This window comes from Sphingosinicella ginsenosidimutans (assembly GCF_007995055.1).
GTDB classification, from domain to species: Bacteria; Pseudomonadota; Alphaproteobacteria; order Sphingomonadales; family Sphingomonadaceae; genus Allosphingosinicella; species Allosphingosinicella ginsenosidimutans.
This window is the reverse complement of sequence record NZ_VOQQ01000001.1, coordinates 2540613-2565089: the sequence shown is the minus strand read 5'-3', so window position 1 is coordinate 2565089 and position 24477 is coordinate 2540613. Positions and strand designations below refer to the sequence as shown.

Genomic DNA, 24477 nt, shown 5'->3' with positions numbered 1-24477 from the left:
ATGGCGCTGGCCTCCCCCGCCGCGGCGAGCCCGCGGCGGGTCGCGTCGCTGAACCTGTGCACGGACGAGCTGGTGCTGGCGATCGCAGCGCCGGACCAAATCGTCTCCGTGACCCACCTCTCGCAGGACGAGGCGGAAACGCCGATGTGGCGGCGGGGTCGGCAGTACGCGCGCAACGACGGGAGCCTGCTCTCCGCGGTCGCTTTGCGGCCAGACCTGGTCGTCACCATGGGCGGCGGGGTGCGCGATCGCAGCGCCATCGCGGCGCGGCTCGGCATCCCGACGCTGGACCTGCCCTTCGCCGCGAGCCTGGATGATGTCGAGGCCAATATCCGCCGCGTCGCCGCCGCGCTCGGCCAGCCGGCACGGGGCGCGGCGCTGATCCGGCGCATCGAATCGCTGCGCGCCACCGCGCCCCGCCGGCGGGCGGATTCGATCTGGCTGGGCGGCGGCGGACGGACGGTGAATCCCGCCGGACTGGAGGCCCAGTGGATGGCGCTCGCAGGGCTCGCCCAGCGCCCGATGCGCGGCGATCGGGTGTCCCTCGAAACCCTGATCGTCCATCCCCCTGCGGTTTTGCTCCGCAGCGATTATCGGCGGGGTCAATATTCCAATTCCCAACGCTGGCTCGACAATCCCGCGGTGCGCCACGCCCGCGCCAGCCGGACGATCGCGACCGACGGGCGGCTGTGGACCTGCATGGGACCGCTTCTCATCAACGAGGTGGAGCGATTGCGGCGGGAGCTGGCCCGATGACGCGACGGCTTCTTCTTGTCTCTTTGGTGCTGGCGCTCTTCATATTCTCGCTCGCCTTGCCGTGGAGCGATCTGGGCGCGCTCATGGCCCAAGATCGTGATCTCGGCTGGGCCGTTCTGGTCGATCTTCGCCTGCCGCGCGCGCTGCTGGCGATCTTTTATGGGGCGATGCTCGGCGCGTCGGGGGCGGCGATCCAGGCGCTGTTCGCCAATCCGCTCGCGTCGCCGGACCTCACCGGAACGACAAGCGGCGCGGCGCTCGGCGCAGTCGTCACTGCTTATCTCTTCGGCTTTTCAGCGCCGCTCGCGCTCTCGGCCGGAGCAGTGATCGGAGCGCTCGGCGCGCTCGTTCTGCTGCTCGCACTGGCCGGACCACGCGCGGAGACGGCGACCTTGCTGCTCGCCGGACTCGCGATCAGCGCGCTCGCCGGTGCACTGACGACGCTCGCGCTGGCGCTCGCCCCCTCCCCCTTCGCCTTCTACGATGCCTATGACTGGCTGATGGGCTCGCTGGTCGATCGCAGCCTTGCGCAAGCGGCGTTCGCGGGTCTCCCCGCCTTGCTCGCCATCGCGCTGTTGCTTCGGCTCGCCCCCGCGCTCGATGCGCTCGCGCTTGGCGAGGAAGTGGCGCAATCGCTCGGCCACAATCTCGCGTCGGTGCGCCTCCAGGCCATCTGCATCAGCGCCTTCGGGGTCGGTGCATGTGTCGCGATCTGCGGCGCGATCGGCTTCATCGGGCTGGTCGCGCCGATTTTCGCGCGGCGTTTGACCGGCGGGCATCCCGGCCGCGCCGTCCTGCCGGCGGCTTTGATCGGCGCAGGTTTGCTGACCGTTGCCGATCTGGCGGTGCGAGCGGCGCCGCTCGGCCGGACCCTGCCGATCGGGGTCGCGACCGCTCTGGTCGGCGCACCCTTCTTCCTCTGGCTGGTCGCCCATATGCGCTGGCGGCTGCGGCCATGACCGCCTTGCTCGAAGCCCATGGCCTGTCGCTGCCCGGCCGCCTCCACGGGGCCGATCTCGCGCTCGCGCCGGGCACCCTCACCTGCATTGTCGGCCCCAATGGCAGCGGCAAGACCAGCCTCCTCCACGCCATCGCCGGCATCGGTCGTCCGAAGGGGCGGATCGTCGTCGACGGCGAGGATCCGGACGGCCTTTCCCCGGCACGGCGTGCCCGGATGCTCGGCTACCTCCCCGCGGCGCGCGATCTCGATTGGCCGCTGATGGCGCGCGATCTCGTCGCACTCGGCGGCGCGTCGACGGAGGAAATCGCCGACGCGCTCCGCACGCTCGACCTCGAACATGTCGCGGATCGGCGGCTCGACCGGCTGTCGACCGGGGAACGCAGCCGGGTGCTGATCGCCCGCGTGCTGGCGCCTCGCCCAAGGCTGCTCTTGCTCGACGAGCCGACCGCCAACCTCGATCCGCTCTGGCAGATCCGTCTCATGGAAATGCTGAAGGCGGCTGTTGCCGCGAACCGCCAGGCGGCGCTGGTTGCGATTCACGACCTCGACGCGGCCGTTCGTTTCGCCGATCGGATGCTCGTGATGAAGGGCGGTGCAATCGTCGCCGATGGCGCGCCGGCCGAGGTCATCGACAGCGCGCACATCCGCGACGTGTTCGGGATCGAGAAGTCCGGGGGCCTGTGGCGACCGGTCAGTCGGTCGGCGGATCGGCGATCATCGCCGTGAAATTGGCCTCGGCGGCGAGCTTGCCGCCGACCAGGGCCCGGCCCGCGAACTTGCAGACGCTGGTGCGCTTCTGCACGAATTCCACCTCGAGGCTGAGAAGCACACCCGGCTCCACCGGCATACGGAACTTCGCGCCGTCGATCGCCATGAAATAGACGAGCTTGCCCGATCCGGCGAGGCCGAGGCTTTCGACGGCGAGGACCCCGGCCGCCTGCGCCAAGGCCTCGACGATGAGCACGCCGGGCATGATCGGCCGGCCCGGAAAATGACCGGCGAAGAAGGGTTCGTTGATCGTCACCGCCTTGGTCGCGACGATTCGTTCGTCGACGACAAGCTCCTCGACCCGGTCGACGAGGAGCATCGGAAAGCGATGCGGCAGCGCCGCCATCACCCGCCGGATATCCAGCGGCGCGACGGCGGCGCCCGAAGCCTCGCTCATCAGCGGCCCTGCGGGCGTGGCCGCTGCGGAGTCGTCGTCGCCGGTGCGGGCGTAGCCGGCGCCTGCGCGGCCGGCTGCTGCTGAGGCGGCGGCGCGGTGACGTTGAGCGGCGCGGTGTTCTGGTTGACGACCGCAAGGACGGCCGCGGTCACGTCGAGCGTCGGCGCGGCGCCGAGCGCGGCATTGACGTCGAGCGCGACATTGGCGCCCCGCTGCGTCATCACCTGCTGCACCGCCGGCTGCAGGCGCTGGCCGATCTGCTGCAGGACGAAATTGCGGTTACGCTCGATCGTCTGCTGCTGCTGCTGGACTTCCTGCTGCGCGTTCTGCTGGTTGGTTTCGTAATTGCGGATGCGGGTCTGCAGCGCCGCATCGGGCTGCTGGCCCTGCGGCAGCGCACTGATCGCAGCCTGGATCGCCTGACCTTCGGTCCGAAGCGGCGCCGCGAGCTGCTGCGCGCGGGCCTGAAGCTGCTGAAGCTGCTGCTGGAGCTGCGTGTTGGCGGCGACGCACACGGTGCACTCGCGGATGACGCGATCGGTATCGACGACGGCGATCACGGCCGGCGGCAGCTGTTGCGCCTGGGCGGCGAACGGAAGGGCCAGGGCAAGCGCGGCACCGGCCGCGCCGAGAGTGAATTTGTTCATCAGAATGCAGTCCCTACGTTGAAGGTGATAAGTTTCGTGTCGTCGCCCGGAGCGCTCACCAGCGCACGTGCGATATCGATGCGGAACGGCCCGAACGGCGAATTCCAGTTAACGCCGAAGCCGACCGAGATGCGCGGCCGCGGCGTATCGCCGAGGAAGACCTCGCGGAACGGCGTGACCGGGTTTCGGGTCAGCGTGAAGTTTGTCGGGCAGCTGCCCGCCGAGGGCGGAACGAGCTGGACCGTCCCGTCCGCCGCCGTGCATTCGATCTGGGTCAGCGGCGAGCCCGGGGCGACATCCTGGAGCGCGGGCCGCCGCACGCCGAACACCGCGCCGATGTCGGCAAAGATCGACGGCCTGAGGCCAAGGTCACGGGCACCGGCGCCAAGCGGAATTTCAAGCTCCGCGCGGCCAAGATAATAGGCCCGGCCGCCGATCGCGTCATCGAGGATATTGTTGTTGCCCGTGACGAAGAGCGGATTGCCGTTCGAGTCGAGCACCGCATTTCCGTCCGCATCGACCTGATACTGCCGACGCTGGATGCGCGGACCAACGCCGCGGATATCGAAGCCGCGGATCTGCGGGCTGCCCAGGAAGAAGCGATCGGTCAGGCGAACCGGATCGTCATCCGGCGAATCCGCTTTCTGGAGTGCGCGGATATATCCGCCCTCGAGGCTGATCGAAAAGATGAAGTTGTTGAAGACATTCCAATATTTCGCGCCGCGGACCACGGTCCTGAGATAGCGCGTGTCACCGCCGACACCGGCGAAGTCCTGGCTGAACAGGAGCCGCGCGCCGCGGGTCGGATGGATGTAATTGTTGAGCGTGCTGTAGAGCAGCGAATAGCCGACGGACGACGTCACCCGATTGCCGATCACATCGCACAGATAACGCCCGGCAAGCAGCGGATCGCAAACCGGCGGCAGCGGCCCCGTGCCGTCCGGATCCGAAAAATAGACGTTCTGGTTGAGCGTGATCTGATCGTAGGTCAGCCCGTATCGAAGTGCGAGATTGATGGTTTCCGTCAGCGGAACGCCGAGCCGCACCTGGCCGCCGGTGGAGATCTGGCCGTAGGTCGTCTGGCGCGAATTTCCGATGAAGTTGAAGGCGTTGAGATCACGCCGGAACAGATCGAAGCCGAGCGCGAGATTGCGATCGAACAGATAGGGCTCGGTGAAGCCGAACTCGACCGATTTCGAATAGCTCGACCAGTTGACCTGGGCGCGCACCTCCTGCCCGCGACCCATGAAGTTGCGCTGGGTGATCGCGGCGTTGATGAGGAAGCGCTCGAGGCTCGAATAGCCTGCCGACAGCTGGAGCTGGCCGGTCGCGCGCTCCTGAACATCGACCCCGAGGACAATTCGATCCGGCGTCGTCCCCTGCTCCTGCCGGATTTCGAGATTGTCCTGGAAGAAGCCGAGCGACTGGATGCGATCGCGCGAGCGCCGCACCTGGACCGAGCTGAACGGATCGCCTTCTGCAAGCCGGAATTCGCGCCGGATCACCTTGTCACGCGTCGTCGTGTTGCCGGAAATGTCGACGCGCTCGACATAGACGCGCGGCGTCTCGGCGACATGGAAGTTGACCCCCATCGTGCGATGCTCGGCATCGCGATGGAATTGCGGCCGCACGTCCGAGAAGGCGTAGCCGAAAAGACCGGAGAGCTGGTTGAGGCTGTCGACCGTGTCCTCGACCTGCTTGGCATTGTACCAGTCGCCCTCATGCATCGGCAGGCGGCGCTGCATCGACGCGGCGTCGAGATCGCGGATGTCGCTGTCCACGGTGACCGGCCCGAAGCGATAGCGCTGCCCTTCATCGATCACATAGGTGATGATGAAGTCGCGCCGGTCGGGCGTCAGCTCGGCGACGGCGGACTGGACGCGGAAATCGGCATAACCCTGCGTCAGGTAGAATTGCCGAAGCTTCTGCTGGTCGAAGGCGAGCCGGTCCGGATCATAGGTGTCGGCGGAGCTGAAGATGTTCCACCAGCGATGCTCGCGGGTCGCCATCTCGCGGATCAGGCGACCGTCGCCGAAATGCTCGTTGCCGATGATGTTGATCGTGCGCACGCGCGATCTGGGCCCTTCGTTGATCACGAAGACGACATCGACACGGTTCTGGTCGAGCTGAACGATCTGCGGATCGACACTGGCGGCGTAGCGCCCCTGGCGACGATAGAGCTCGATGATCCGGGCGACATCGGCGCGGGCGCGCGAGCGGGTGAAGATCTGGCGCGGCGCGAGCCGGATCTCCGGGGTGATCTTGTCGTCCTTGATGCGATGATTGCCCTCAAGGACGATCCGGTTGATCACCGGGTTCTCGCGCACGCGGATGACGATATCGCCGGTTTCGACGCCGGCGATGGTGACGTCGGCGAAAAGCTCGGTCGAAAGCAGGTCGTGCAGCGCCTGATCAAGCTTTTCGTCGTCGTAATTCTCGCCCACCCGGAGGGAGGTGTAGGAGAGCACGGTCTCCTGTTCGAGCCGCTGGCTCCCGGTCACGGTAAGGGAATGAATCTGGCGCGTGACGCTCGGCGCGGCGGGCGCAGCGGGAGGCGGCGGCAATTCCGCGCCGGCGCCGCGTGGCTGACCGGGGCCGGCGGGCTGGCTCGGCGGGGGCGTCGGCGCCGTGCTTTCCTGTCCAGCGGGCGACTGCGCCGCATCGCCGGGCGCCGTCTGCGCAACCGCGGCGGGCGCGATCATCCCCCCCAGGATCGTGCCGACCAGCAGCGCGGCAGAAAATCTACGAGCCGCCGGAAATACCTTGTGTGCGTTCACGCGTCCCCGCCTTAAATCCGAAAGGCCGGCTGTTACCGGCCGAGCTCCCTGTCGTCCCTGCCCTGCCCGATCAACGTCAGCCGATCAAGCCGCCAAGCTTGGTAAAGAGCCCAAAAGAGGCCAAGTCGTTAAATGTCACGAAAACCATCAGCGCCAGCAGGACCGTGAGGCCGGCCCGGAATGCCCATTCCTGCGCTTCCGGCTTCAACGGTCTGCGCCTCACTCCCTCGATCAGGTAGAACAACAGGTGTCCGCCGTCCAGCAACGGGATTGGCAAGAGGTTGATGAATCCCAGATTAATTGAGACGATCGTCATCAGAGCGAAGAAGTTGATCCAGCCGAGGCTCGCCTGCTGGCCGGAGACCTCGGCGATCTTGAGCGGGCCGCCGAGCTCGCGCACCGATCGCTCCCCGGTCGCGACCTGGCTGAGCACGGCCACCATCGCCTCGAGCGAGCCCGCGATCGCGCGCAGCGAGGCGCCCGGAAGCTCGGTGACCGGAACCTTGGAGAAGATCATCGTGCCGACGACGCCGAGACGCCCGACCCGGGCGCTATTGCCGAATTCGTCGCGGGCCGTGTCGGCACGGATCGTGACCGGGACCTCTTCGATGCGCGATCCCCGCTGAATCCGGAAGATCAGCCGCTGTTCCGGACGCAAGGCGACGTAGGCGGCCAGATCGGCGTAGGTTTCCAGCGCATGACCGTCGATCGCCACGACGTGGTCGCCCGGGGCAATGCCGGCCTCGTCGGCGGCGCTCCCGGCGACGACGCCGCCAATGACAGGGGGGCTGGTCGGAAGACCGTTGATCGCGAAGATCGCCATGAAGGCGAAGAAGGCGAACAGGAAATTCGTCGCCGGACCGGCCAGCACGATCAGGAAGCGCTGCCACACCCCCTTGGCCTGGAAGGTCTTCGCGCGCTCCTCGGCGGGGAGCGACAGCCACTCGTCCGATGGGGTCGAGGCGGCGTTCATGTCGCCGGCGAAGCGCACATAGCCGCCCATCGGCAGCCAGCCCACCTTCCAGCGCGTCCCTCTTCTGTCGGTCCAGCCGAGGATTTCCCGTCCGAAGCCGATGGAGAACGTCTCCGCCTTCACCCCGAACCAGCGGCCGACGAAATAATGGCCAAGCTCATGGACGAAGACGAGCGGGCCGATACACAGCAGGAAGGCGAGGACGGTGAAGAAGAAGCCGGGACTGCTCAAATCTGATACTCTCGCGCCACCTCGGCGGCCATGCGTCGGGCCTCTCGATCGATCTCGAGCACCGCATCGATCGACCCGGGCGCCGGCGGGTCACAGGCGGCCAGCACGTCGCCGACCACCGATGCGATATCGAGGAAACCGATCCGGCTTTCAAGGAAAGATGCGACCGCCACCTCGTTCGCGGCATTGAGAACCGCCGGCTTCGCGCCCCCGTCGGTCAGCGCCTGGCGGGCGAGAGCCAGGGCTGGAAACCGGACCATATCGGGCGCTTCGAAGTCGAGCTTGCCGATGCTCACCAGATCGAGCCGCTGGCACGGCGTCTCCATTCGCGCCGGCCAGGCGAGCGCATGGGCGATCGGCACCCGCATGTCGGGCGGTCCCAGTTGGGCGAGCAGCGAGCCATCCACATATTCGACGAGGCTGTGGACGATGGATTGGGGATGGATCACCGCGTCGAGCGCATCGGCGCCGACCGGAAACAGGTGGAACGCCTCGATCAGCTCCAGCCCCTTGTTCATCAGTGTCGCGGAATCGACCGAGATCTTCGCACCCATCGACCAGTTGGGATGGGCGACGGCCTGCGCCGGGGTCACGCCGCGCATCTCGTCCAGGCTCCAGGTCCGGAACGGGCCGCCGCTGGCGGTGAGGATGATCCGTCGCACCCCCTCCGGCCGCAGATGGTCGAGGCACTGGAACACCGCATTATGCTCGGAGTCGACGGGCAGCAGGGTGGCGCCGCTTGCGGCTGCCGCGCGAGTCATCAGGTCGCCCGCCGAGACGAGGGATTCCTTGTTGGCGAGCGCCACCGTGCGCCCGCCCTCGAGCGCGCGCATCACCGGCTCGAGCCCCGCCGTGCCGACGATCGCGGCCATCGTCCAGTCGGCCCCGGCGCCGGCGGCCTCGACGATCGCGCCGGAGCCGGCCACCGCCTCGACTCCGGTGTCCGCCAGCCCTTCCTTCAGCCGTGGATAATGGCGTTCGTCGCCGATCACCGCGCGGCGCGGGCGGACCTCCCGCGCAAGACCGATCAGCCCCTCGACATCGCCGCGCGCCGTGAGCGCGAGAACGTCGAACGACTCCGGTTCCCGCGCGATCAGGTCGAGCGTCGATCGACCCACCGATCCAGTCGCGCCGAGGATGGTGACCGAACGCATCAGCCGGTCCACAATCCCGCGGCCAGCAGCAGGAAGGTCGCCAGCGACACGGGAAGCAGCCCGTCGAGCCGGTCGAGGACGCCGCCATGTCCAGGCAGGATCGCCCCGCTGTCCTTCACCCCGGCGCGGCGCTTCACCCAGCTTTCGTAAAGATCGCCGCCCTGCGCCACGATCGCCATCGGCGCGCCGATCCAGACGAACGGCATGCCGAGATCGAAAAGCAGCGCGACGCCCCAGCCGACGAGGCCAGCGCCGATCATCCCGCCGATCAGCCCCGCCCAGGTCTTGTTCGGGCTGACCCTTGGTGCGAGCTTCGGCCCGCCGATCGACCGACCGGCGAAATAGGCGAAGATGTCGGTCGCCCAGGTCACGCCCATCACCCAGAAGACGAGGCCGTTATAGGCCCAGCTCAGCACCAGCAGAGCGAAGGCTGGAATGGCGACATAGGCGAAACCCCAACCGGCGGCGATGCGCCGGGCGCCGGCGGCAAGCAGCACTGCGGCTCCCGCGACCACCGCAAAGGCGTAGAAAGCGAAGAAGAAATCGTCGGGGTCGATCGCCAGCTCGCTGTCCTGATCGAGCGGTGGCAGCGCGTCCGGATAGAGATATTCGATCCCGCCGAGCAGCAGGGCAGCGAGCAGGACGCCGCCGATCCAGGCCCACAGCCGGGGCACGCGGTGCAGGGCGCACCATTCGATCATCATGACCACCGCGGCGAGCGCGACGAGCCCGCGCAACGCCCACCCGCCATACCAGACGGCAGTCAGCGCGACGGCCGCCATGACGATCCCGGCGATGAAGCGGGTCGAAAGGTCCGAGGACGCCTTCGCGGCCGGCGTTTCGCTCATAAGCCCCCGTAGCGCCGCTCGCGCCGCGCATAGTCCGCGAGCGCCGCCTCCATCGCTGCCTCGTCGAAATCGGGCCACAGCGTGTCGACGAACAGCAGCTCGGAATAAGCGACCTGCCACAGCAGGAAGTTGGACAGCCGCCGTTCGCCCGACGTGCGGATCATCAGATCGAGCGGGGGCAGGCCGCCGGTGTCGAGCGCCGCATCGATCCGCGCTTCGTCGATCTGGTCCGGGGCCAGCCGCCCGGCGGCGACCTCCCCGGCGAGCTGGCGCATCGCTCCGACCAGCTCGCCGCGCGCCCCGTAATTGAGGGCGATCGCAAGCGTCATGCGGCTGTTGCCGGCCGTCTTCTCGACCGCCGCATCGACCATCCGCGCGACGTCGCTTTCAAAGGCCCTGTGGTCGCCGAGGATGCGAAGGCGGATTCCCTCGCGGTGGAGGCTGTTGAGCTCACGCTGGACGTAGAAGCGAAGAAGGCCGGTGAGATCCGCGATCTCGGTCTTCGGGCGGCGCCAGTTCTCCGAGGAAAAGGCATAGAGGGTGAGGCACTCGACCCCGGCCTCGCCCGCCGCGCGAAGCGCCTTGCGCGCGGCTTCCGCACCGGCGCGGTGACCGGCGGCGCGCGGCAATCCCCGCGCCTTCGCCCAGCGCCCGTTGCCGTCCATGATGATGGCGACATGGCGCGGCACCGCCGGCGCCCGCGCGCGATTGTCCGGATCCGACCCGAGCGGGGCCGTCGCGACGCTCACTTCTGCAGGATTTCCTTGTCCTTGGCGGCGACGATATCGTCGATCTCCTTGATCGCCTCGTCCGTGAGCTTCTGCACTTCGGCGTCGAGGCGCTTGTGCTCGTCCTCGCTGATGTCCTTCTTCTTCTCGTCTGTCTTGAGCGCGTCCATGCCGTCGCGGCGGACGTTTCGCACGGCCACCTTCGCCTTTTCGGCATATTGGTGGGCGAGCTTCGAGAGTTCCTTGCGCCGCTCCTCGGTGAGGTCCGGAATCGGCAGCCGGATGGTCTGGCCGTCGGTGACCGGATTGATGCCGAGCCCGGCATTGCGGATCGCCTTTTCGACCGCCGAGATGTTCGAACGGTCCCACACCTGGACGGACAGCATCCGCGGCTCCGGCGCCGACACGGTGGCGACCTGGTTCAGCGGCATGTTCGCGCCATAGACCTCGACCTGGATCGGATCGAGCAGGGCGGTCGACGCGCGGCCGGTGCGCAGGCCGCCGAGATCGTGCTTCAGCGTCTCGACCGCGCCGGTCATGCGGCGCTGCAGGTCGGCCTTGTCATAGGCGGGCATCTTGTTCTCTCCTTCAGTTCTCGACGACCGTGAACGTGCCGCCACCGCCGAGCACGCGGGCGAGATTGCCCTGCTCGCGGATGTTGAACACCACGATCGGGATATTGTTGTCGCGGCACAGCGCGATCGCGCTGGCATCCATCACCTTCAGATCGTCCGCGAGGACCTGATTGAAAGTGACTGTTTCATAACGCTTCGCGGTCGCCACCTTCTTGGGATCGGCATCGTAGACCCCGTCGACGCTGGTCCCCTTGAACAGCGCGTCGCAGCCCATTTCGGCAGCGCGGAGGGCAGCGGCCGTGTCGGTGGTAAAGAACGGATTGCCGGTGCCGGCGGCGAAGATCACCACCCGGCCCTTCTCCATGTGCCGCACGGCGCGGCGGCGGATATAGGGTTCGGAGACGGTCGCCATCGGGATCGCCGACTGCACCCGCGTATCGACGCCGATCTTCTCCAGCGCATTCTGGAGCGCGAGGGCGTTCATCACCGTCGCGAGCATGCCCATATAGTCGGCGCTGGCCCGATCGAACCCCTTGGCCGCGCCGGCGAGTCCGCGGAAGATATTCCCCCCGCCGACGACGAGGCACAGCTCATGCCCGTCGTCGCGCGCGACCTTGATCTCGCCGGCGATGCGACCGACCGTCTCGGGATCGATGCCGAACTGGCCATCGCCCATCAGGGCCTCGCCCGAAAGCTTCAGGAGAATACGATTGAAGCGCGGGCGCGACGGCATGGAGCTTCCGGTCTGCTGATGAAAAACAGGGTGGCGCGCACCTTAGTCGGCGCGCGTCACCCTGCCAAGGCGACGAATTAGGCGGCCTTGGGCGTGCCGGCCGCGGCGGCGACCTCGGCGGCGAAGTCGCTTTCCTTCTTCTCGATGCCCTCTCCCAGCTGGAATCGGACATAGGTCGAAAGGGTGATCGGGCTGCCCAGGCGCTTCGCCTCGCCGGCGATCACGTCTTCGATCTTCGTCTTGTTGTCGATGACGAAAAGCTGGGAAAGCAACGCATTTTCCTTGCGGAACTTGGCCATCGCCCCCTCGACCATCTTCTCGACGATCTCGGCCGGCTTGCCGCTCTCGGCGGCCTTCTCGCGCGCGATGCCGCGCTCGCGCTCGACCATTGCCGGATCGAGCCCGTCCGCGGTCAGCGCGAGCGGATTGGCGGCGGCGATGTGCATCGCCAGCTGCTTGCCGAGCGTCTCAAGCGCCGCCTTGTCGGCGCCGCTCTCCAGCGCGACGAGCACGCCGATCTTGCCGAGGCCCGGCGCGGCGGCGTTGTGGACATAGGACACGACGACGCCATCGTTCACCGACACCCGCGCGGCGCGGCGCAGCGACTGGTTCTCGCCGATCGTGGCGATGTTGTTGGTGAGCGTTTCCGCGACGGTGCCGCCCGACGGATAGTCCGCCGCGGCAAGCGCGTCCATGTCGTCGCCGGTCGTCAGCGCGATGCGCGCGACGCTGCGGACGAAATCCTGGAACTGCTCGTTCTTGGCGACGAAATCCGTCTCCGAATTGACCTCGACGGCGGCGCCGGTCGTGCCATCGACGGCGACGCCGATCAGGCCTTCGGCGGCGACGCGGCCGGCCTTCTTCGCGGCGGCGGCGAGGCCCTTGGTGCGCAGCCAGTCGATGGCGGCTTCCATGTCGCCATTCACCTCGGCGAGCGCCTTCTTGCAATCCATCATGCCGGCGCCGGTGCGCTCGCGCAGTTCCTTGACGGTGGCGGCCGTGATCTCAGCCATGTCTTCTATCCTTTTGAATTAACGCCCCTCTCGCTTGCGGGAGGGGTTGGGGTGGGCGGGCCCGCACGATTGAACAGGCCCACCCCTTTTGCCCCCTCCCGCAAAGCGGGCCGGGGAAGCGGTCAGGCGTCGGCCAGCGCGGCTTCGGCCGGCGGCTCGTCCTGCGCGCCGATATCGACGCCGCGCTGGGCCGCGCCGCCCTGCTTGCCGGCGAGCACCGCGTCGGCGATCGCATCGCAATAAAGGCGGATCGCGCGGCTGGCGTCGTCATTGCCCGGGACCGGGAAGGCGATGCCGTTCGGCGAGACGTTCGAATCGAGGATCGCGACGACGGGGATGCCGAGCGTATTGGCTTCCTTGATCGCGAGCTCCTCCTTGTTGGCGTCGATCACGAACATGGCGTCGGGAATCCCGCCCATGTCGCGGATGCCGCCAAGCGAAAGCTCGAACTTGTCGCGCTCGCGGGTCAGCTGGAGGACCTCCTTCTTGGTGAGGCCCGTGGTGTCGCCGGCGAGCTGCTCCTCGAGCGCCTTGAAGCGCTTGATCGAGTTGGAGATCGTCTTCCAGTTGGTGAGCATGCCGCCAAGCCAGCGATGGTTGACGAAATGCTGGCCCGAACGGCGCGCCGCCTCGGCGATCGGCTCCTGCGCCTGGCGCTTGGTGCCGACGAAGAGGATCTTGCCGCCCGACGCCGCGGTGGCGCGGACGAAATCGAGCGCGCGGGCGAAGAGCGGCACGGTCTGCGACAGATCGATGATGTGCACCCCGTTGCGCTCGCCGAAGATATACGGCTTCATCTTGGGGTTCCAGCGATGGGTCTGGTGGCCGAAATGCGCTCCGGCCTCGAGCAATGCCTGCATGCTGACGTCGGTGGACGCCATAGTCTTTCTCCTTCCGGTTATGCCTCTGCGGGGCCGAGAAACTCCTTTCGGAGCACCGGTATGTTGGTCCCGCATGTGGAATGGGCGCGCATCTAGAGAGAGACGCCGCGAAAATCAAGCCCGACCCGCGGCAAAATAGCGGTGGCCGGCGCCTTCGCCGGCGGCCCCTCCCCATCCCACCGCCGAACGCCGCCAAGCCCCCTCGCCGACGATGTGGCTTGACGACGGAACATAAAGTGAACATGTGGGCGATCCGGTTCGCGGAACAAAAGCGGATCGGCTCGGTTTCAGCCTGTGGATAAAAGAAGGGAAAAGCTGTGGCTCATCTGGCATCGACCCTGTTCTTCCTCGCCCTGCTCGTCGGGCTCGGGGTCATTCTGGAGACGACGGTTCGTTCGCATTGGGCGCTGATCGCCGCCGCCCTCTGGCCGGCGCCTTCGGCTCCGCGAGCGGCAGCAACGGTTCGGCTGGCATCGACGGCGGCTCGGTCGCGGCGCGCTGCTGCCTGACCCGGGCATAGCTCATGACGCTGAGCGGGATCAGCCCGAGATAGACGAGCGCGACGAAGCTCAACGTCTCCCAGGTCGCCGAGGCGACCGCCGCCCCCAGCAGCGCGATGATGACGATCGCCTCCAGCCGGATGTTGCGCCTGAGGCGCAGCGAGCCCCAGGAGAAGGTCGCGACGTTCGAGATGGCAAGGAAGGCGATCAGCGCCGCCCAGGGCGCGACCAGCCGGTAATCCTGAAGCCAGGTCCAGCGCTCGCCGCTCGCCAGCCACAGATATACCGGGAGCAGCAGCAGCCCCGCCCCCGCCGGTGCCGGCACGCCGGTCAGGAAACCGGCCGATTTGTGCGGCTGTTCGTCGACATCGATCTGGGCGTTGAAGCGGGCGAGCCGCAGCGCCTGGCACGCCGCGAAGGCGAGCGCGAACACCCAGCCGATCCGGGGCCAATGCTGGAGCGACCACAAATGCAGCACGATCGCCGGCGAGACCCCGAAGGCGATCACGTCCGACAGCGAATCGAGTTCGGCCCCGAACCGGGTCTGGCCGCGCAGCGCCCGCGCGATCCGGCCGTCCATGCCGTCGAGGACGGCGGCGGCGAGGATCGAGTAGATCGCATTCTCCCACTGACCGGCGATCGCGAATCGCACGCTGGTCAGCCCGACGCACAGCGCCAGCGCTGTGACGGCGTTGGGGACGACCGCGCGAAGCGGGATGCCGCGCATGGGGCGCTCGCGCCGCTGGCGGGGCGGCCTCACGCCCCTGCCCTCACTGGGCGACCCCCTCGATCAGCTCGGAAACGCCGATCCTGGCGACGATCGTCTCCCCGGCGATGGTGCGCTGGCCGAGCAGGACCTGGCTCGATGTGCCGCTGGGCAGATAGACATCGACGCGGCTGCCGAAGCGGATGAGGCCCACGCGCTGCCCGGCGACGACCGTGTCGCCCGCCTTCACCCACGGCACGATCCGCCGCGCGACGAGCCCCGCGATCTGGGTGAAGGCGATCTTCGTCCCGTCGGCGCCCTCGACCAGGATATGCTGGCGCTCATTGTCCTCGCTCGCCTTGTCGAGATCGGCATTGAGGAACTTGCCGGCGATGTAGACGACCCGCCGGATCGTCCCGGCGATCGGCGTGCGATTGATGTGGACATCGAACACGCTCATGAAGATCGAGACGCGGATCAGCGGGTCCGGTGGCATATCTCCGGCCTCGACCAGTTCCTTCGGCGGCGGCACGGTCGCGATCGCGGTGACCAGCCCGTCGGCGGGTGCGATGATCAGGTCTTGGCCGCTCGGCGTCGTCCGGACGGGATCGCGGAAGAAGGCGGCGGTCCACACCGTCACGCCGGCCATGATCCAGCCGAGGACGGACCAGTGCAGGCCGAACCACAGCCCGACCGTGATCGCCAGGGCGATGACCGAGAATTTGCGCCCTTCCGGATGGATGGACGGCATCCGCCAGCGGACCGACGAGGTGACGAGCTCGTTCTTTTCGAGAGAAGACATTGGGACGCCTTTAAGCGGTGCCGCCGGGCGAGACAATCGGGACGCGCGCTCAGGCCATCACCCATTCGTGCGCAGGCTGTTTACAATTTCGGCTTCGAACCGGGCATGATCCTGCCGGGCGGCCGCCAGCTCGTCGGGGCCGATGCGCCGGGCGATGCGTCCCTCCCAGAGGAGCATCGCCGCATCACAATGGTGAACGAGCGTCGCCGTGTCGTGCAGCGCGGTGAACAGCGTCAGCCCGTGCGCCGCGACCAACCCGCGCAGCGCAGCCTTGGTGTCAAAGGCGCAGATCGGATCGAGCCAATTGAACGGCTCGTCGAGGAACACTGTCTCGGGCCGGGTAAGAAATGCCGCGAAAATCGCCAGCCGCTGACGCATCCCGGCGGAAAGCGTGCCGATCCGCTGATCGATGAAACGGTCGAAGTCGAGCGCGGCGCGAAGGTCCGCCAGCGGATCGTCGATGGCGAGGCCGGGCTTATCGGAAGCGATAATCGCGAACAGTTCACGCCCGGTCAGGGTCGGCGGCAAGGCGCCCGCATCCGCCGCGAAGCCGATCGCGCGGGCGCGCCAGGCCAAATCGTCGGTCCGATCCAGGCCGTCGATGAGGATCGTGCCGCCGGAAACGGCGGCGCGTCCCGCCATGGCGCGCAGCAGCGATGTCTTCCCGCTGCCGTTGGCGCCGATCAGGCCCGTCCATTGCGCCGCCGCGATCTCCAGACTGACGGCGTTCACGGCCGGATAGCCACCGCGACGCACGCTCAATCCCTCGGTCGCGATCCGCACGCTCAACGCTGAATCCAGCGCAACGACGCGGCGCGGCGATAGAGCATCGCCAGGCGCCCGACGATCATTATCGGGGCCAGTGGCGGGAGGGCGAACGCAACCAGGAGCACGATAGCGGATTCGATCCCTACCTGAAGATCGACGGAATGCCTGCTGCGCCCGGGCGAAAGCCAAGTCCGGCCCAGGGCCACCAGGACAAAGCCGGCACCGGCCGCCGCGACAATCCCGGAGCCGACGAATCCGAACGGCGCGCGCGCGGCGGCAACGGCGAGAATGGCGATGACGACGCAGGCAAGCGGAAGCGCCGACACCGCCAGTCCGGTCATGGCGGGCCCGTAACCGAGCGACGGAAGGAAGCCGACCAGACGCACATCCATGCGGTTCGTCCAGAGCAGCGCGAACAGCCCCGGCGCGGCCTCGGCCGCTATTCGCGCGGGCGAGGTCCACGCTGCCGACATCGGAACCGAGCCGAGCGTGGCGACGAAAACGAAGCCGAGCAGCAGCGTCGCGCCACGGGCCGGATCCGCCCGATCGCGAGTCTGATGCGCGACTATAACACCGATCAGCGCCCGGCTGGCGGTCGCTTTCGAGGGGCGGGGGTTGGCCGGGCGGGCGCGTCGGGTCGTGACGCGCCGGACTTTGCCTTCGCGGCGGCAGGCCGCGCCAAGCGCCGTGCCCACGGCATAATTTGTCAGCGCGATGATGGGCACCACGATCGGTTCGCCGACGGCGACACCGATCCAGACGGCGGCTGCGGCCAGCCCGCAGGCGAACAGGCCGTGGAACGAGGCGAGATAGGTCCGTCGCGCCAGCCCTTGCCGGGCGGTCGCCGAAAACGGACTTTCCTCCGCGAGCCAGGCCAGCCGGCCGCCGAGCCGCCATTGCGCGGCCATCCCGGCGGGCAGACCGGCAAAGCCCGCCCAGGCGGCGCGCGTCGGCAGCGCGAAAGACATCGGCTCGGCGAGATGGGTCCGGACCCAAAATGCCGCGATGACCGCGACCATCAGCAGCAGCAGCCTGTCCGACGCCGTCGAGAACGCATCGGTGAAGGAGCGCCACAACAGACGCGCCTCGAGCCGGATCAAGCGATTCGTCATCACCCGACCATAAGCGGCGTTTCGCCGTCGGCCACCCAAAGCCGACGCGCACCTGTTGATCGCCGCGCGCGGGCCGCTTAAGGCCCCCTTCAACACCCATTCCGACAGGAAAGCGCATCGCTCATGGCCAAGATCAAGGTGAAGAACCCGGTCGTCGAACTGGACGGCGACGAGATGACCCGCATCATCTGGCAGTGGATCCGCGAACGGCTGATCCTGCCCTATCTCGACATCGATCTCGTCTATTTTGATCTCGGCATCGAGAAGCGCGACGAGACGGACGACCGGATCACCGTCGAATCGGCCGAGGCGATCAAGAAATATGGCGTCGGCGTGAAGTGCGCGACGATCACGCCGGACGAGGCGCGGGTCGAGGAATTCGGCCTCAAGAAGATGTGGAAATCGCCCAACGGGACGATCCGCAACATCCTTGGCGGCACGATCTTCCGCGAGCCGATCGTAATGTCCAACGTCCCGCGGCTGATCCCCGGCTGGACCGATCCGATCGTCGTCGGCCGCCATGCCTTCGGCGACCAGTATCGCGCGACCGATTTCAAGGTGCCCGGCCCTGGCAAGCTCACCATGAAATGGCAGGGCGAAAATGGCGAGACGCTCGATTTCGACGTCTTCGACTTCCCGGCCGCCGGCGTCGCCATGGGCATGTACAATCTCGACGAATCGATCCGCGATTTCGCCCGCGCGTCTATGAACTATGGCCTGGTGCGCGAATGGCCGGTCTACCTGTCGACGAAGAACACCATCCTCAAAGCCTATGACGGGCGGTTCAAGGACATCTTCGCAGAGGTTTACGAGACGGAGTTCAAGGACAAGTTCAAGGAGCTCGGCATCGTCTACGAGCATCGCCTGATCGACGACATGGTCGCCTCCGCGCTCAAGTGGAGCGGCAAGTTCATCTGGGCCTGCAAGAATTACGACGGCGATGTGCAGTCGGATCAGGTCGCGCAGGGCTTCGGCTCCCTGGGGCTGATGACGTCCGTCCTGATGTCGCCGGATGGCAAGACGATCGAGGCCGAGGCGGCGCACGGCACAGTCACCCGCCACTATCGGATGCACCAGCAGGGCAAGGCGACCTCGACCAATCCGATCGCCTCGATCTTCGCCTGGACCGGCGGCCTCAAATATCGCGGCCGCTTCGACGGCACGCCGGAGGTCACTCGCTTCGCCGAGACGCTCGAGCGGGTCTGCGTCGAAACGGTCGAGAGCGGCAAGATGACCAAGGACCTCGCCATCCTGATCGGCCCGGACCAGAGCTGGATGACGACCGAACAGTTCTTCGAGGCGGTCCGGGTCAATCTCGAAACGGCGATGGCCGCGCAGCCCGCCTAGGGCCGACGCAGTCCGGCATCCGGCGAAGCGATGTGCTCGCGCCGGATGCCGAGCCCGAGCAGGCGTGCCGGAAGACGGCGCAGCGGCGGCAGCCGATCGAACAGCCTGAGCAGGAGCGGCACGTCCTGCAGAACCGCCCGGCGGTGGATCGTCGGGGCGAGGATCCGGTCGTGCACGGCCTTCTGGACGCGCTGCACGATTCGGACGGGAAGCAGCCTTCGCGCACGCACCTTGTCGAGCCGCGAATCGACCGGTTCGCCCGCCGACAGCGGCGCGGCGAGGATATTCGCCGCCGCCACCGCGTCCTGGATCGCCAGGTTGATGCCGACGCCGCCGACCGGCGACATGGCATGGGCGGCATCCCCGATGGCGAGCAGCCCGGGACGCGACCAGGTTTCAAGCCGGTCGAGCGAGACCGAAAGCAGCTTCACCTGATCCCAGCTTTCAAGCTCGCCGACGACGTCCGCCAGATCCGGTGCGGCGCCGGCGACATCGGCGCGAAACGCCGCGATGCCGCGCGCCTCGACCTCGCTGGCGCCACCCTTCGCGACCACGAACGCGCATTGCCAGTAATCGCCGCGATCCAACTGGACGACGAAGGTGCCGGCGCCGAACGTGCCGCCGGTTTCGCCATGCGCGACCCTGCCTTTGGGAAGGCGGAACCACAAAACGTCGATCGGCGCGCCGAGATCGCGCTTCGCGAAGCCGGCCTTGTCACGCAGGATCGAGCCGCGCCCGTCCGCGGCGATGACGAGCCGGGCGCGCAGCTGCGTCCCGTCCTTCAGCGTCACGCCGGCGATCCGGCCGCCCTCTTCGATCAGGTCCACCACCTCGGCGTTCATCCTGAGTTCGAAGGTTGGATAGTGGCGCGCCTCCTCGGCCACGAAATCGAGAAAGTCCCACTGGGGCATCAGCGCGATGAACTTGCAGGCGACCGGAAGGTGGCTGAAATCGGCGACGACGATGCGCCGGTCCGCGACGCGTGCCGTGATCTCGCGGACTTCGTCGTGAGGACGCTTCAGGAACGCCTCCAGGAGCCCGAGCTCGCGCATCAGCTCCAGCGTCGAGGGATGGACCGTGTCGCCACGGAAATCGCGCAGGAAATCGCCATGCTTCTCGACCACGATCGTCCGGGCGCCGGCGCGCGCGAAAAGCAGCCCGGCCACCATCCCTGCCGGCCCTCCCCCGACGATCACGAGATCGGATGCGTTCATGGGACTGACAATCGCGCCGGAAGCTGCATAAAGGCAATATGGCAGCAGAATTCACCACTACCGGACTAAGCGACGCGCTGGTGATCCTCGGCGCGGCGGGGGTCGTGATCCCGGCCTTCGCTCGTTTTCGGATCAGCCCCGTCATCGGCTTCATCCTGATCGGCCTCGCGGTCGGACCGGCGGGGCTCGGCGCCCTCGCCGCCCGGTTCCCCTGGCTCGGCTATGTCACCATCACCAATCCGCACGCGATCGAGCCGTTCGCCGAATTCGGCATCATCCTGCTCCTTTTCGCGATCGGCCTCGAACTGTCGTTCAAGCGCCTGTGGCAGATGCGGCGGCTCGTCTTCGGGGTCGGCGCCGCGGAGCTGCTCATTTCAGCAGCGCTCATCGGCGCCGGTCTTTTCTGGTTCGGCACGCCGGGCAGCGGCGCGCTCGCTCTCGGGCTCGGCCTGGCCCTGTCCTCGACAGCCCTCGTTCTGCCGCTCGCCGGGACGGATGGGCCGGTCGGTCGCGCGGCGCTCGCAATGCTGCTGTTCGAGGATCTGGCGCTGGTCCCCATCATCTTCGCCCTCGGCGCGATGGGGCCGCAGGCGGGAGAGGAAGGCTTTGGCCCGCTCATTCGGGTGGTCCTGCTCGGCGCCGCGACGATTGCCGCGATGATGGTGATCGGACGGCTTTTCCTGCCGCGCCTGTTCGCGCAGGCGGCGCGGACCAAGAGCCCGGAGCTGTTCCTCGCCGCGAGCCTGCTGGTGGTGATCGTCGCGAGCCTGCTCACCACTGCGGTCGGCCTGTCTCCGATCGTCGGTGCGCTGGTCGCCGGCATCCTCATCGCCGAGACCGATTATCATGACGAGGTCGAATCGATCACCGCCCCCTTCCGCGGCCTCGCGCTCGGTATCTTCCTGATCACGGTCGGGATGAGCGTCGATCTCAGGATCGTCGCGGCGAACTGGCAGACGATCCTGATCGCGGTCGTCGGCGTGCTCGTCGCCAAGGCGGCGGTGACAGCGACGTTGCTGCGCCTCTACGGCACCAGCAAGGGGGTCGCGGCGGAGACCGGGGTGCTGATGTCGGCGCCCTCCGAAACCACCTTGATCGTCCTTGGCGCCGCGGCCAGCGCGCAGCTCATCAGCCGCGACAGCGCCGCCTTCTGGCAGATCGTGACCGCGATCGGGCTGACCGTCACACCGCTGCTCGCCAAGCTCGGCCAGGTCGCCGCACGGCGCATCGAGCGGCAGCGCGGCGCGCCGGAGCCGACGGCTGTCGAGGTGGAGCCGGACGCGTCCGTCTCGGTGATCCTCGGCTTCGGACGTGTCGGCCGCCTCGTCGCCGACATGCTCATCACGCACGGCAAGCGCTACATCGCGGTCGATTCCGACGTGGATTCGGTGAGCGCCGCCAATCGCGACGGCTATCATGTGATCTTCGGCGATGCCGGGCGGCCGAACCTGATCGAGCGGCTGCACCTCGACAATGCCACCGCGCTCATCCTCACCATGGACGATCCGGTGCTGCTCGTGCGGCTGACCAGGCGCGCGCGGCAGCTCTATCCCGATCTCACGATCGTCGCGCGCGCCCGCGATGCCGCCCATGCGGCCGAGCTCTACAAGGCCGGCGCCACCGACGCGGTCCCCGAAACGCTCGAATCCTCGCTCCAGCTTTCGGAGGCGGTGCTGGTCGATCTCGGCATGGCGATGGGTCCGGTCATCGCCTCGATCCACGAAAAGCGCGCCGAGCTTCGCCAGCAGATCATGGAGATGGGCGATCTCGACCGCGAGCCGGCGCAGCGCGGCGGCCGTCTGAGGGACGCGACTACGCCGCGATAGGCTCGGCGCTGAGCGCCGCCTTGACCGCAGCCAGCGCCTCGGCCGCCCTGGCACCGTCGGGACCGCCACCCTGGGCCATGTCGGGCCGTCCGCCGCCCCCTTGTCCGCCGACTGCCTCGACGGCCTTGCGGACGAGATCGACGGCGCTCAGCGTTCCGGCGAGGTCGTCAGTCACACCGACCGCGACGGTGGCGCGGCCGTCGTTGACCGCAACCAGCGCGACGACGCCCGAGCCGACGCGCGCCTTCGCTTCGTCGACGAGGCCGCGCAGGCTCTTCGCCTCGACCCCATCCAGCACCTGGCCGATGAAGCCGTGTCCCGCGACCTGCTCCGGCCCAGCCTGCTCGGCCTTGCCGCCACCGCCAAGCGCCAGCGCCTTCTTCGCCTCCGCGAGCTCGCGCTCCAGCCGGCGGCGCTCCTCGACCAGCGCGGCAACGCGGGCGGGCACTTCGTCCGGCGCGGCCTTGAGCGTCGCCGCGGCTTCGCGCAGCCGCTCCTCGCGCTCGACCAGATAGCGGCGCGCCGCCTCGCCGGTCAGCGCCTCGATCCGCCGGACGCCCGCCGCGACCGCGCTTTCGGAGGTGATCTTGAACAGCTGGATATCGCCGAGCGCGTTGACGTGCGTCCCGCCGCACAGCTCGACCGAATAGGCGGCCTCGCCGTCGCTTCCCATCGAAAGGACGCGGACCTCGTCGCCATATTTCTCGCCGAACAGCGCCATCGCGCCCGCGGCCATCGCGTCGTCGATGCTCATCAGCCGCGTACCGACGGGCACATTCTCGCGGATGTGGCGATTGACGTCGGCCTCCACCGCCTCGATCTCCTCACGCGTCAGCGCCTTGGGGTGCGAGAAATCGAAGCGGAAATAATCGGGCGCGACCAGGCTCCCCTTCTGCGTCACATGATCGCCGAGCCGCCGGCGCAGCGCCGCGTGGAGCAGGTGCGTGGCGCTGTGATTGGCGCGGATTTTCGATCGGCGCGCAGCGTCGACCGAGAGGTGAACGGCATCGCCGACGGCCACCTCGCCCGCGCGGATCGTCGCGTGATGCGCGTGGAGCTTGCCGAGCGGCTTCGACGTGTCCTCGACGTCGGCCTCGAGCCCCTTGGCAGAGGTCACGAATCCGGTGTCGCCCATCTGCCCGCCGCTCTCACCGTAAAAGGGCGTCTGATTGGTGACGAGGATCACGGAATCCCCCGGGCCGGCCTTGTCGACGCGTGCCCCGTCCTTGACGATCGCGACCACCTGGCCATCGCCGTCATGGCCGAGATAGCCGGTGAACTCGGTCGCGCCCGCCTCTTCGGAAAGGTCGAACCACACATCGTCGCTCGCCTTGGCGCCGCTGCCCTTCCAGGCGGCCCGCGCCTTGGCCTTCTGCTCGGCCATTGCGGCGTCGAAGCCGGCGCGGTCGACGCCGAAGCCCTGCACCCGAAGCGCGTCCTCGGTGAGATCATAGGGAAAGCCGTAGGTGTCGTAGAGCTTGAACGCGGTCTCGCCCGGAAGCGTATCGCCGGGCTTCATCGCGCCCGTCGCCTCGTCGAGCAGCCGCAGGCCGTTGGCCAGCGTCTGGCGGAAGCGCGTCTCCTCCAGCTTCAGCGTTTCCTCGATCAGCGGCTGGGCGCGCACCAACTCGGGATAGGCGGCACCCATTTCGGCGACCAGGCTCGGCACCAGCCGGTGCATCAGCGGCTCGGCCGCGCCGATCAGGTGGGCGTGACGCATCGCGCGGCGCATGATCCGGCGCAGCACATAACCCCTGCCCTCGTTCGCCGGCAGCACGCCGTCGGCGATCAGGAAGCCCGAGGCGCGCAGGTGATCGGCGATCACCCGGTGGCTCGCCTTCAGCTCCCCGGCGGTATCGGTGCGGGTGAGCTCGCCCGAAGCGGCGATCAGCGCCTTGAACGTGTCGGTGTCATAATTGTCGTGGACGCCCTGGAGCACCGCGGCGATCCGCTCCAGCCCCATGCCGGTGTCGATCTGCGGCTTGGGCAGATCGCCGACGACGACATCGTCGGCCTGCACATTCTGCATGAAGACGAGGTTCCAGATCTCGACGAAGCGGTCGCCATCCTCGTCCGGCGATCCCGGCGGGCCGCCGGGGATATGATCGCCATGATCGTAGAAAATCTCCGAACAGGGCCCGCAGGGGCCGTCCGGCCCCATCGCCCAGAAATTGTCCTTGGTCGCGATGCGGATGATCCGCTCATCGGGAAGGCCGGCGATCTTCTTCCACAGATCCCACGCCTGATCGTCGGTGTGATAGACCGTGACGGTCAGCCGATCCGCCGGAATGCCCCATTCCTTCGTCAGCAAGGTCCAGGCGAGCGTGATCGCACGCTCCTTGAAATAGTCGCCGAAGGAGAAATTCCCCAGCATTTCAAAGAAGGTATGATGCCGCGCGGTATAGCCCACATTGTCGAGATCGTTATGCTTGCCGCCGGCGCGCACGCATTTCTGCGAAGAGGTCGCGGTCGTATAGGGCCGCGTCTCCTGCCCGACGAACACATTCTTGAACGGCACCATCCCGGCGTTCACGAACATCAGCGTCGGATCGTTCTGCGGCACGAGCGGCGCGGACGGCACGATCGTATGGCCCTCGCGCGCGAAGAAATCGAGAAAGCCGCGCCGGATGTCGTTGGTCGATGTCATGGGCTGGATTTAAGCGACGTGCTGCGCCGCGGCAAGCGACGAACCCCTCGCCTGCCCTCTTGAAGTTCGCACCGGATCGGCACAGTCTGGCGGTTTCCACAAGACGCGGCCCC

General features: G+C 67.6%; 22 protein-coding genes. 5 read left to right on the top strand and 17 right to left on the bottom strand.

The window, feature by feature from the left end:
* The 3 genes from FRZ32_RS12715 to FRZ32_RS12705 are packed head-to-tail and all read left to right on the top strand — an operon-like array spanning window position 1 to window position 2443.
* Window positions 1-756, top strand: a complete 756-nt coding sequence (locus FRZ32_RS12715) for an ABC transporter substrate-binding protein (protein WP_158635918.1) — start codon at window positions 1-3, stop codon at window positions 754-756.
* Window positions 753-1715, top strand: a complete 963-nt coding sequence (locus tag FRZ32_RS12710; RefSeq protein WP_147043859.1) for a FecCD family ABC transporter permease — start codon at window positions 753-755, stop codon at window positions 1713-1715. The genes FRZ32_RS12715 and FRZ32_RS12710 overlap by 4 nt, the downstream gene beginning before the upstream one ends.
* The gene (locus tag FRZ32_RS12705) at window positions 1712-2443 is read left to right on the top strand and encodes an ABC transporter ATP-binding protein (protein ID WP_147043858.1); all 732 of its coding nucleotides are present in this window, start codon (window positions 1712-1714) and stop codon (window positions 2441-2443) included. Before FRZ32_RS12710 ends, FRZ32_RS12705 begins: the two co-directional genes overlap by 4 nt.
* Here the strand turns inward: FRZ32_RS12705 and fabZ are convergent.
* The 15 genes from fabZ to FRZ32_RS15330 form a co-directional block, all read right to left on the bottom strand.
* Window positions 2409-2882, bottom strand: a complete 474-nt coding sequence (fabZ, locus tag FRZ32_RS12700) for a 3-hydroxyacyl-ACP dehydratase FabZ (RefSeq protein ID WP_147043857.1) — start codon at window positions 2880-2882, stop codon at window positions 2409-2411. The two genes, FRZ32_RS12705 and fabZ, sit on opposite strands and share 35 nt — an antisense overlap.
* A complete protein-coding gene (locus FRZ32_RS12695) occupies window positions 2882-3529 on the bottom strand; it encodes an OmpH family outer membrane protein (RefSeq protein WP_147043856.1) in 648 nt (215 codons plus the stop codon). Before FRZ32_RS12695 ends, fabZ begins: the two co-directional genes overlap by 1 nt.
* A complete protein-coding gene (bamA, locus tag FRZ32_RS12690; RefSeq protein ID WP_424141293.1) occupies window positions 3529-6306 on the bottom strand; it encodes an outer membrane protein assembly factor BamA in 2778 nt (925 codons plus the stop codon). Before bamA ends, FRZ32_RS12695 begins: the two co-directional genes overlap by 1 nt.
* Window positions 6307-6382: 76 nt before the next feature.
* Window positions 6383-7510: an RIP metalloprotease RseP gene (gene rseP / locus FRZ32_RS12685; protein WP_147043855.1), complete on the bottom strand. Its 1128-nt coding sequence runs from the start codon at window positions 7508-7510 to the stop codon at window positions 6383-6385.
* Entirely contained in the window at window positions 7507-8664 is a 1158-nt protein-coding gene (locus FRZ32_RS12680; protein ID WP_147043854.1) for a 1-deoxy-D-xylulose-5-phosphate reductoisomerase, read from the bottom strand. Before FRZ32_RS12680 ends, rseP begins: the two co-directional genes overlap by 4 nt.
* Entirely contained in the window at window positions 8664-9512 is an 849-nt protein-coding gene (locus FRZ32_RS12675) for a phosphatidate cytidylyltransferase (RefSeq protein ID WP_147043853.1), read from the bottom strand. The genes FRZ32_RS12680 and FRZ32_RS12675 overlap by 1 nt, the downstream gene beginning before the upstream one ends.
* Window positions 9509-10261 carry an isoprenyl transferase gene (locus FRZ32_RS12670; protein ID WP_279379231.1) on the bottom strand — a complete coding sequence of 251 codons (753 nt, stop codon included), beginning with the start codon at window positions 10259-10261 and terminating at the stop codon, window positions 9509-9511. Before FRZ32_RS12670 ends, FRZ32_RS12675 begins: the two co-directional genes overlap by 4 nt.
* The gene (frr, locus tag FRZ32_RS12665) at window positions 10258-10815 is read right to left on the bottom strand and encodes a ribosome recycling factor (RefSeq protein ID WP_147043852.1); all 558 of its coding nucleotides are present in this window, start codon (window positions 10813-10815) and stop codon (window positions 10258-10260) included. Before frr ends, FRZ32_RS12670 begins: the two co-directional genes overlap by 4 nt.
* A gap of 13 nt (window positions 10816-10828) precedes the next feature.
* A complete protein-coding gene (gene pyrH / locus FRZ32_RS12660) occupies window positions 10829-11548 on the bottom strand; it encodes a UMP kinase (RefSeq protein ID WP_147043851.1) in 720 nt (239 codons plus the stop codon).
* Between the two features lie 77 nt (window positions 11549-11625).
* A complete protein-coding gene (tsf, locus tag FRZ32_RS12655; protein ID WP_147043850.1) occupies window positions 11626-12561 on the bottom strand; it encodes a translation elongation factor Ts in 936 nt (311 codons plus the stop codon).
* A 122-nt stretch (window positions 12562-12683) separates the two neighbouring features.
* Window positions 12684-13442 (bottom strand): 30S ribosomal protein S2, encoded by a 759-nt coding sequence (gene rpsB, locus FRZ32_RS12650; protein WP_147043849.1) that lies wholly within the window; start codon window positions 13440-13442, stop codon window positions 12684-12686.
* Window positions 13443-13814: 372 nt separating this feature from the next.
* The gene (locus FRZ32_RS12645; protein WP_147044474.1) at window positions 13815-14669 is read right to left on the bottom strand and encodes a CDP-alcohol phosphatidyltransferase family protein; all 855 of its coding nucleotides are present in this window, start codon (window positions 14667-14669) and stop codon (window positions 13815-13817) included.
* A 43-nt stretch (window positions 14670-14712) separates the two neighbouring features.
* Window positions 14713-15450, bottom strand: coding sequence for a phosphatidylserine decarboxylase (locus FRZ32_RS12640; RefSeq protein WP_147043848.1), 738 nt, complete (start codon window positions 15448-15450; stop codon window positions 14713-14715).
* A 57-nt stretch (window positions 15451-15507) separates the two neighbouring features.
* Window positions 15508-16233: an ATP-binding cassette domain-containing protein gene (locus tag FRZ32_RS15335; protein ID WP_243445361.1), complete on the bottom strand. Its 726-nt coding sequence runs from the start codon at window positions 16231-16233 to the stop codon at window positions 15508-15510.
* Window positions 16234-16235: 2 nt separating this feature from the next.
* Entirely contained in the window at window positions 16236-17318 is a 1083-nt protein-coding gene (locus FRZ32_RS15330) for a hypothetical protein (protein WP_158635916.1), read from the bottom strand.
* A gap of 135 nt (window positions 17319-17453) precedes the next feature.
* Here FRZ32_RS15330 and FRZ32_RS12630 point away from each other — a divergent pair, with 135 nt between their 5' ends.
* Window positions 17454-18677: an NADP-dependent isocitrate dehydrogenase gene (locus tag FRZ32_RS12630; RefSeq protein WP_147043847.1), complete on the top strand. Its 1224-nt coding sequence runs from the start codon at window positions 17454-17456 to the stop codon at window positions 18675-18677.
* Here FRZ32_RS12630 and FRZ32_RS12625 read toward each other — a convergent pair.
* Window positions 18674-19891, bottom strand: coding sequence for an FAD-dependent oxidoreductase (locus FRZ32_RS12625; protein WP_147043846.1), 1218 nt, complete (start codon window positions 19889-19891; stop codon window positions 18674-18676). The two genes, FRZ32_RS12630 and FRZ32_RS12625, sit on opposite strands and share 4 nt — an antisense overlap.
* Window positions 19892-19929: 38 nt before the next feature.
* Here FRZ32_RS12625 and FRZ32_RS12620 point away from each other — a divergent pair, with 38 nt between their 5' ends.
* The gene (locus tag FRZ32_RS12620) at window positions 19930-21717 is read left to right on the top strand and encodes a cation:proton antiporter domain-containing protein (protein WP_147043845.1); all 1788 of its coding nucleotides are present in this window, start codon (window positions 19930-19932) and stop codon (window positions 21715-21717) included.
* On the opposite strand, the gene alaS is transcribed toward FRZ32_RS12620, so the two are convergent.
* Window positions 21704-24364, bottom strand: a complete 2661-nt coding sequence (gene alaS, locus FRZ32_RS12615; RefSeq protein WP_147043844.1) for an alanine--tRNA ligase — start codon at window positions 24362-24364, stop codon at window positions 21704-21706. The genes FRZ32_RS12620 and alaS overlap by 14 nt on opposite strands.
* Window positions 24365-24477: the final 113 nt, after the last annotated feature.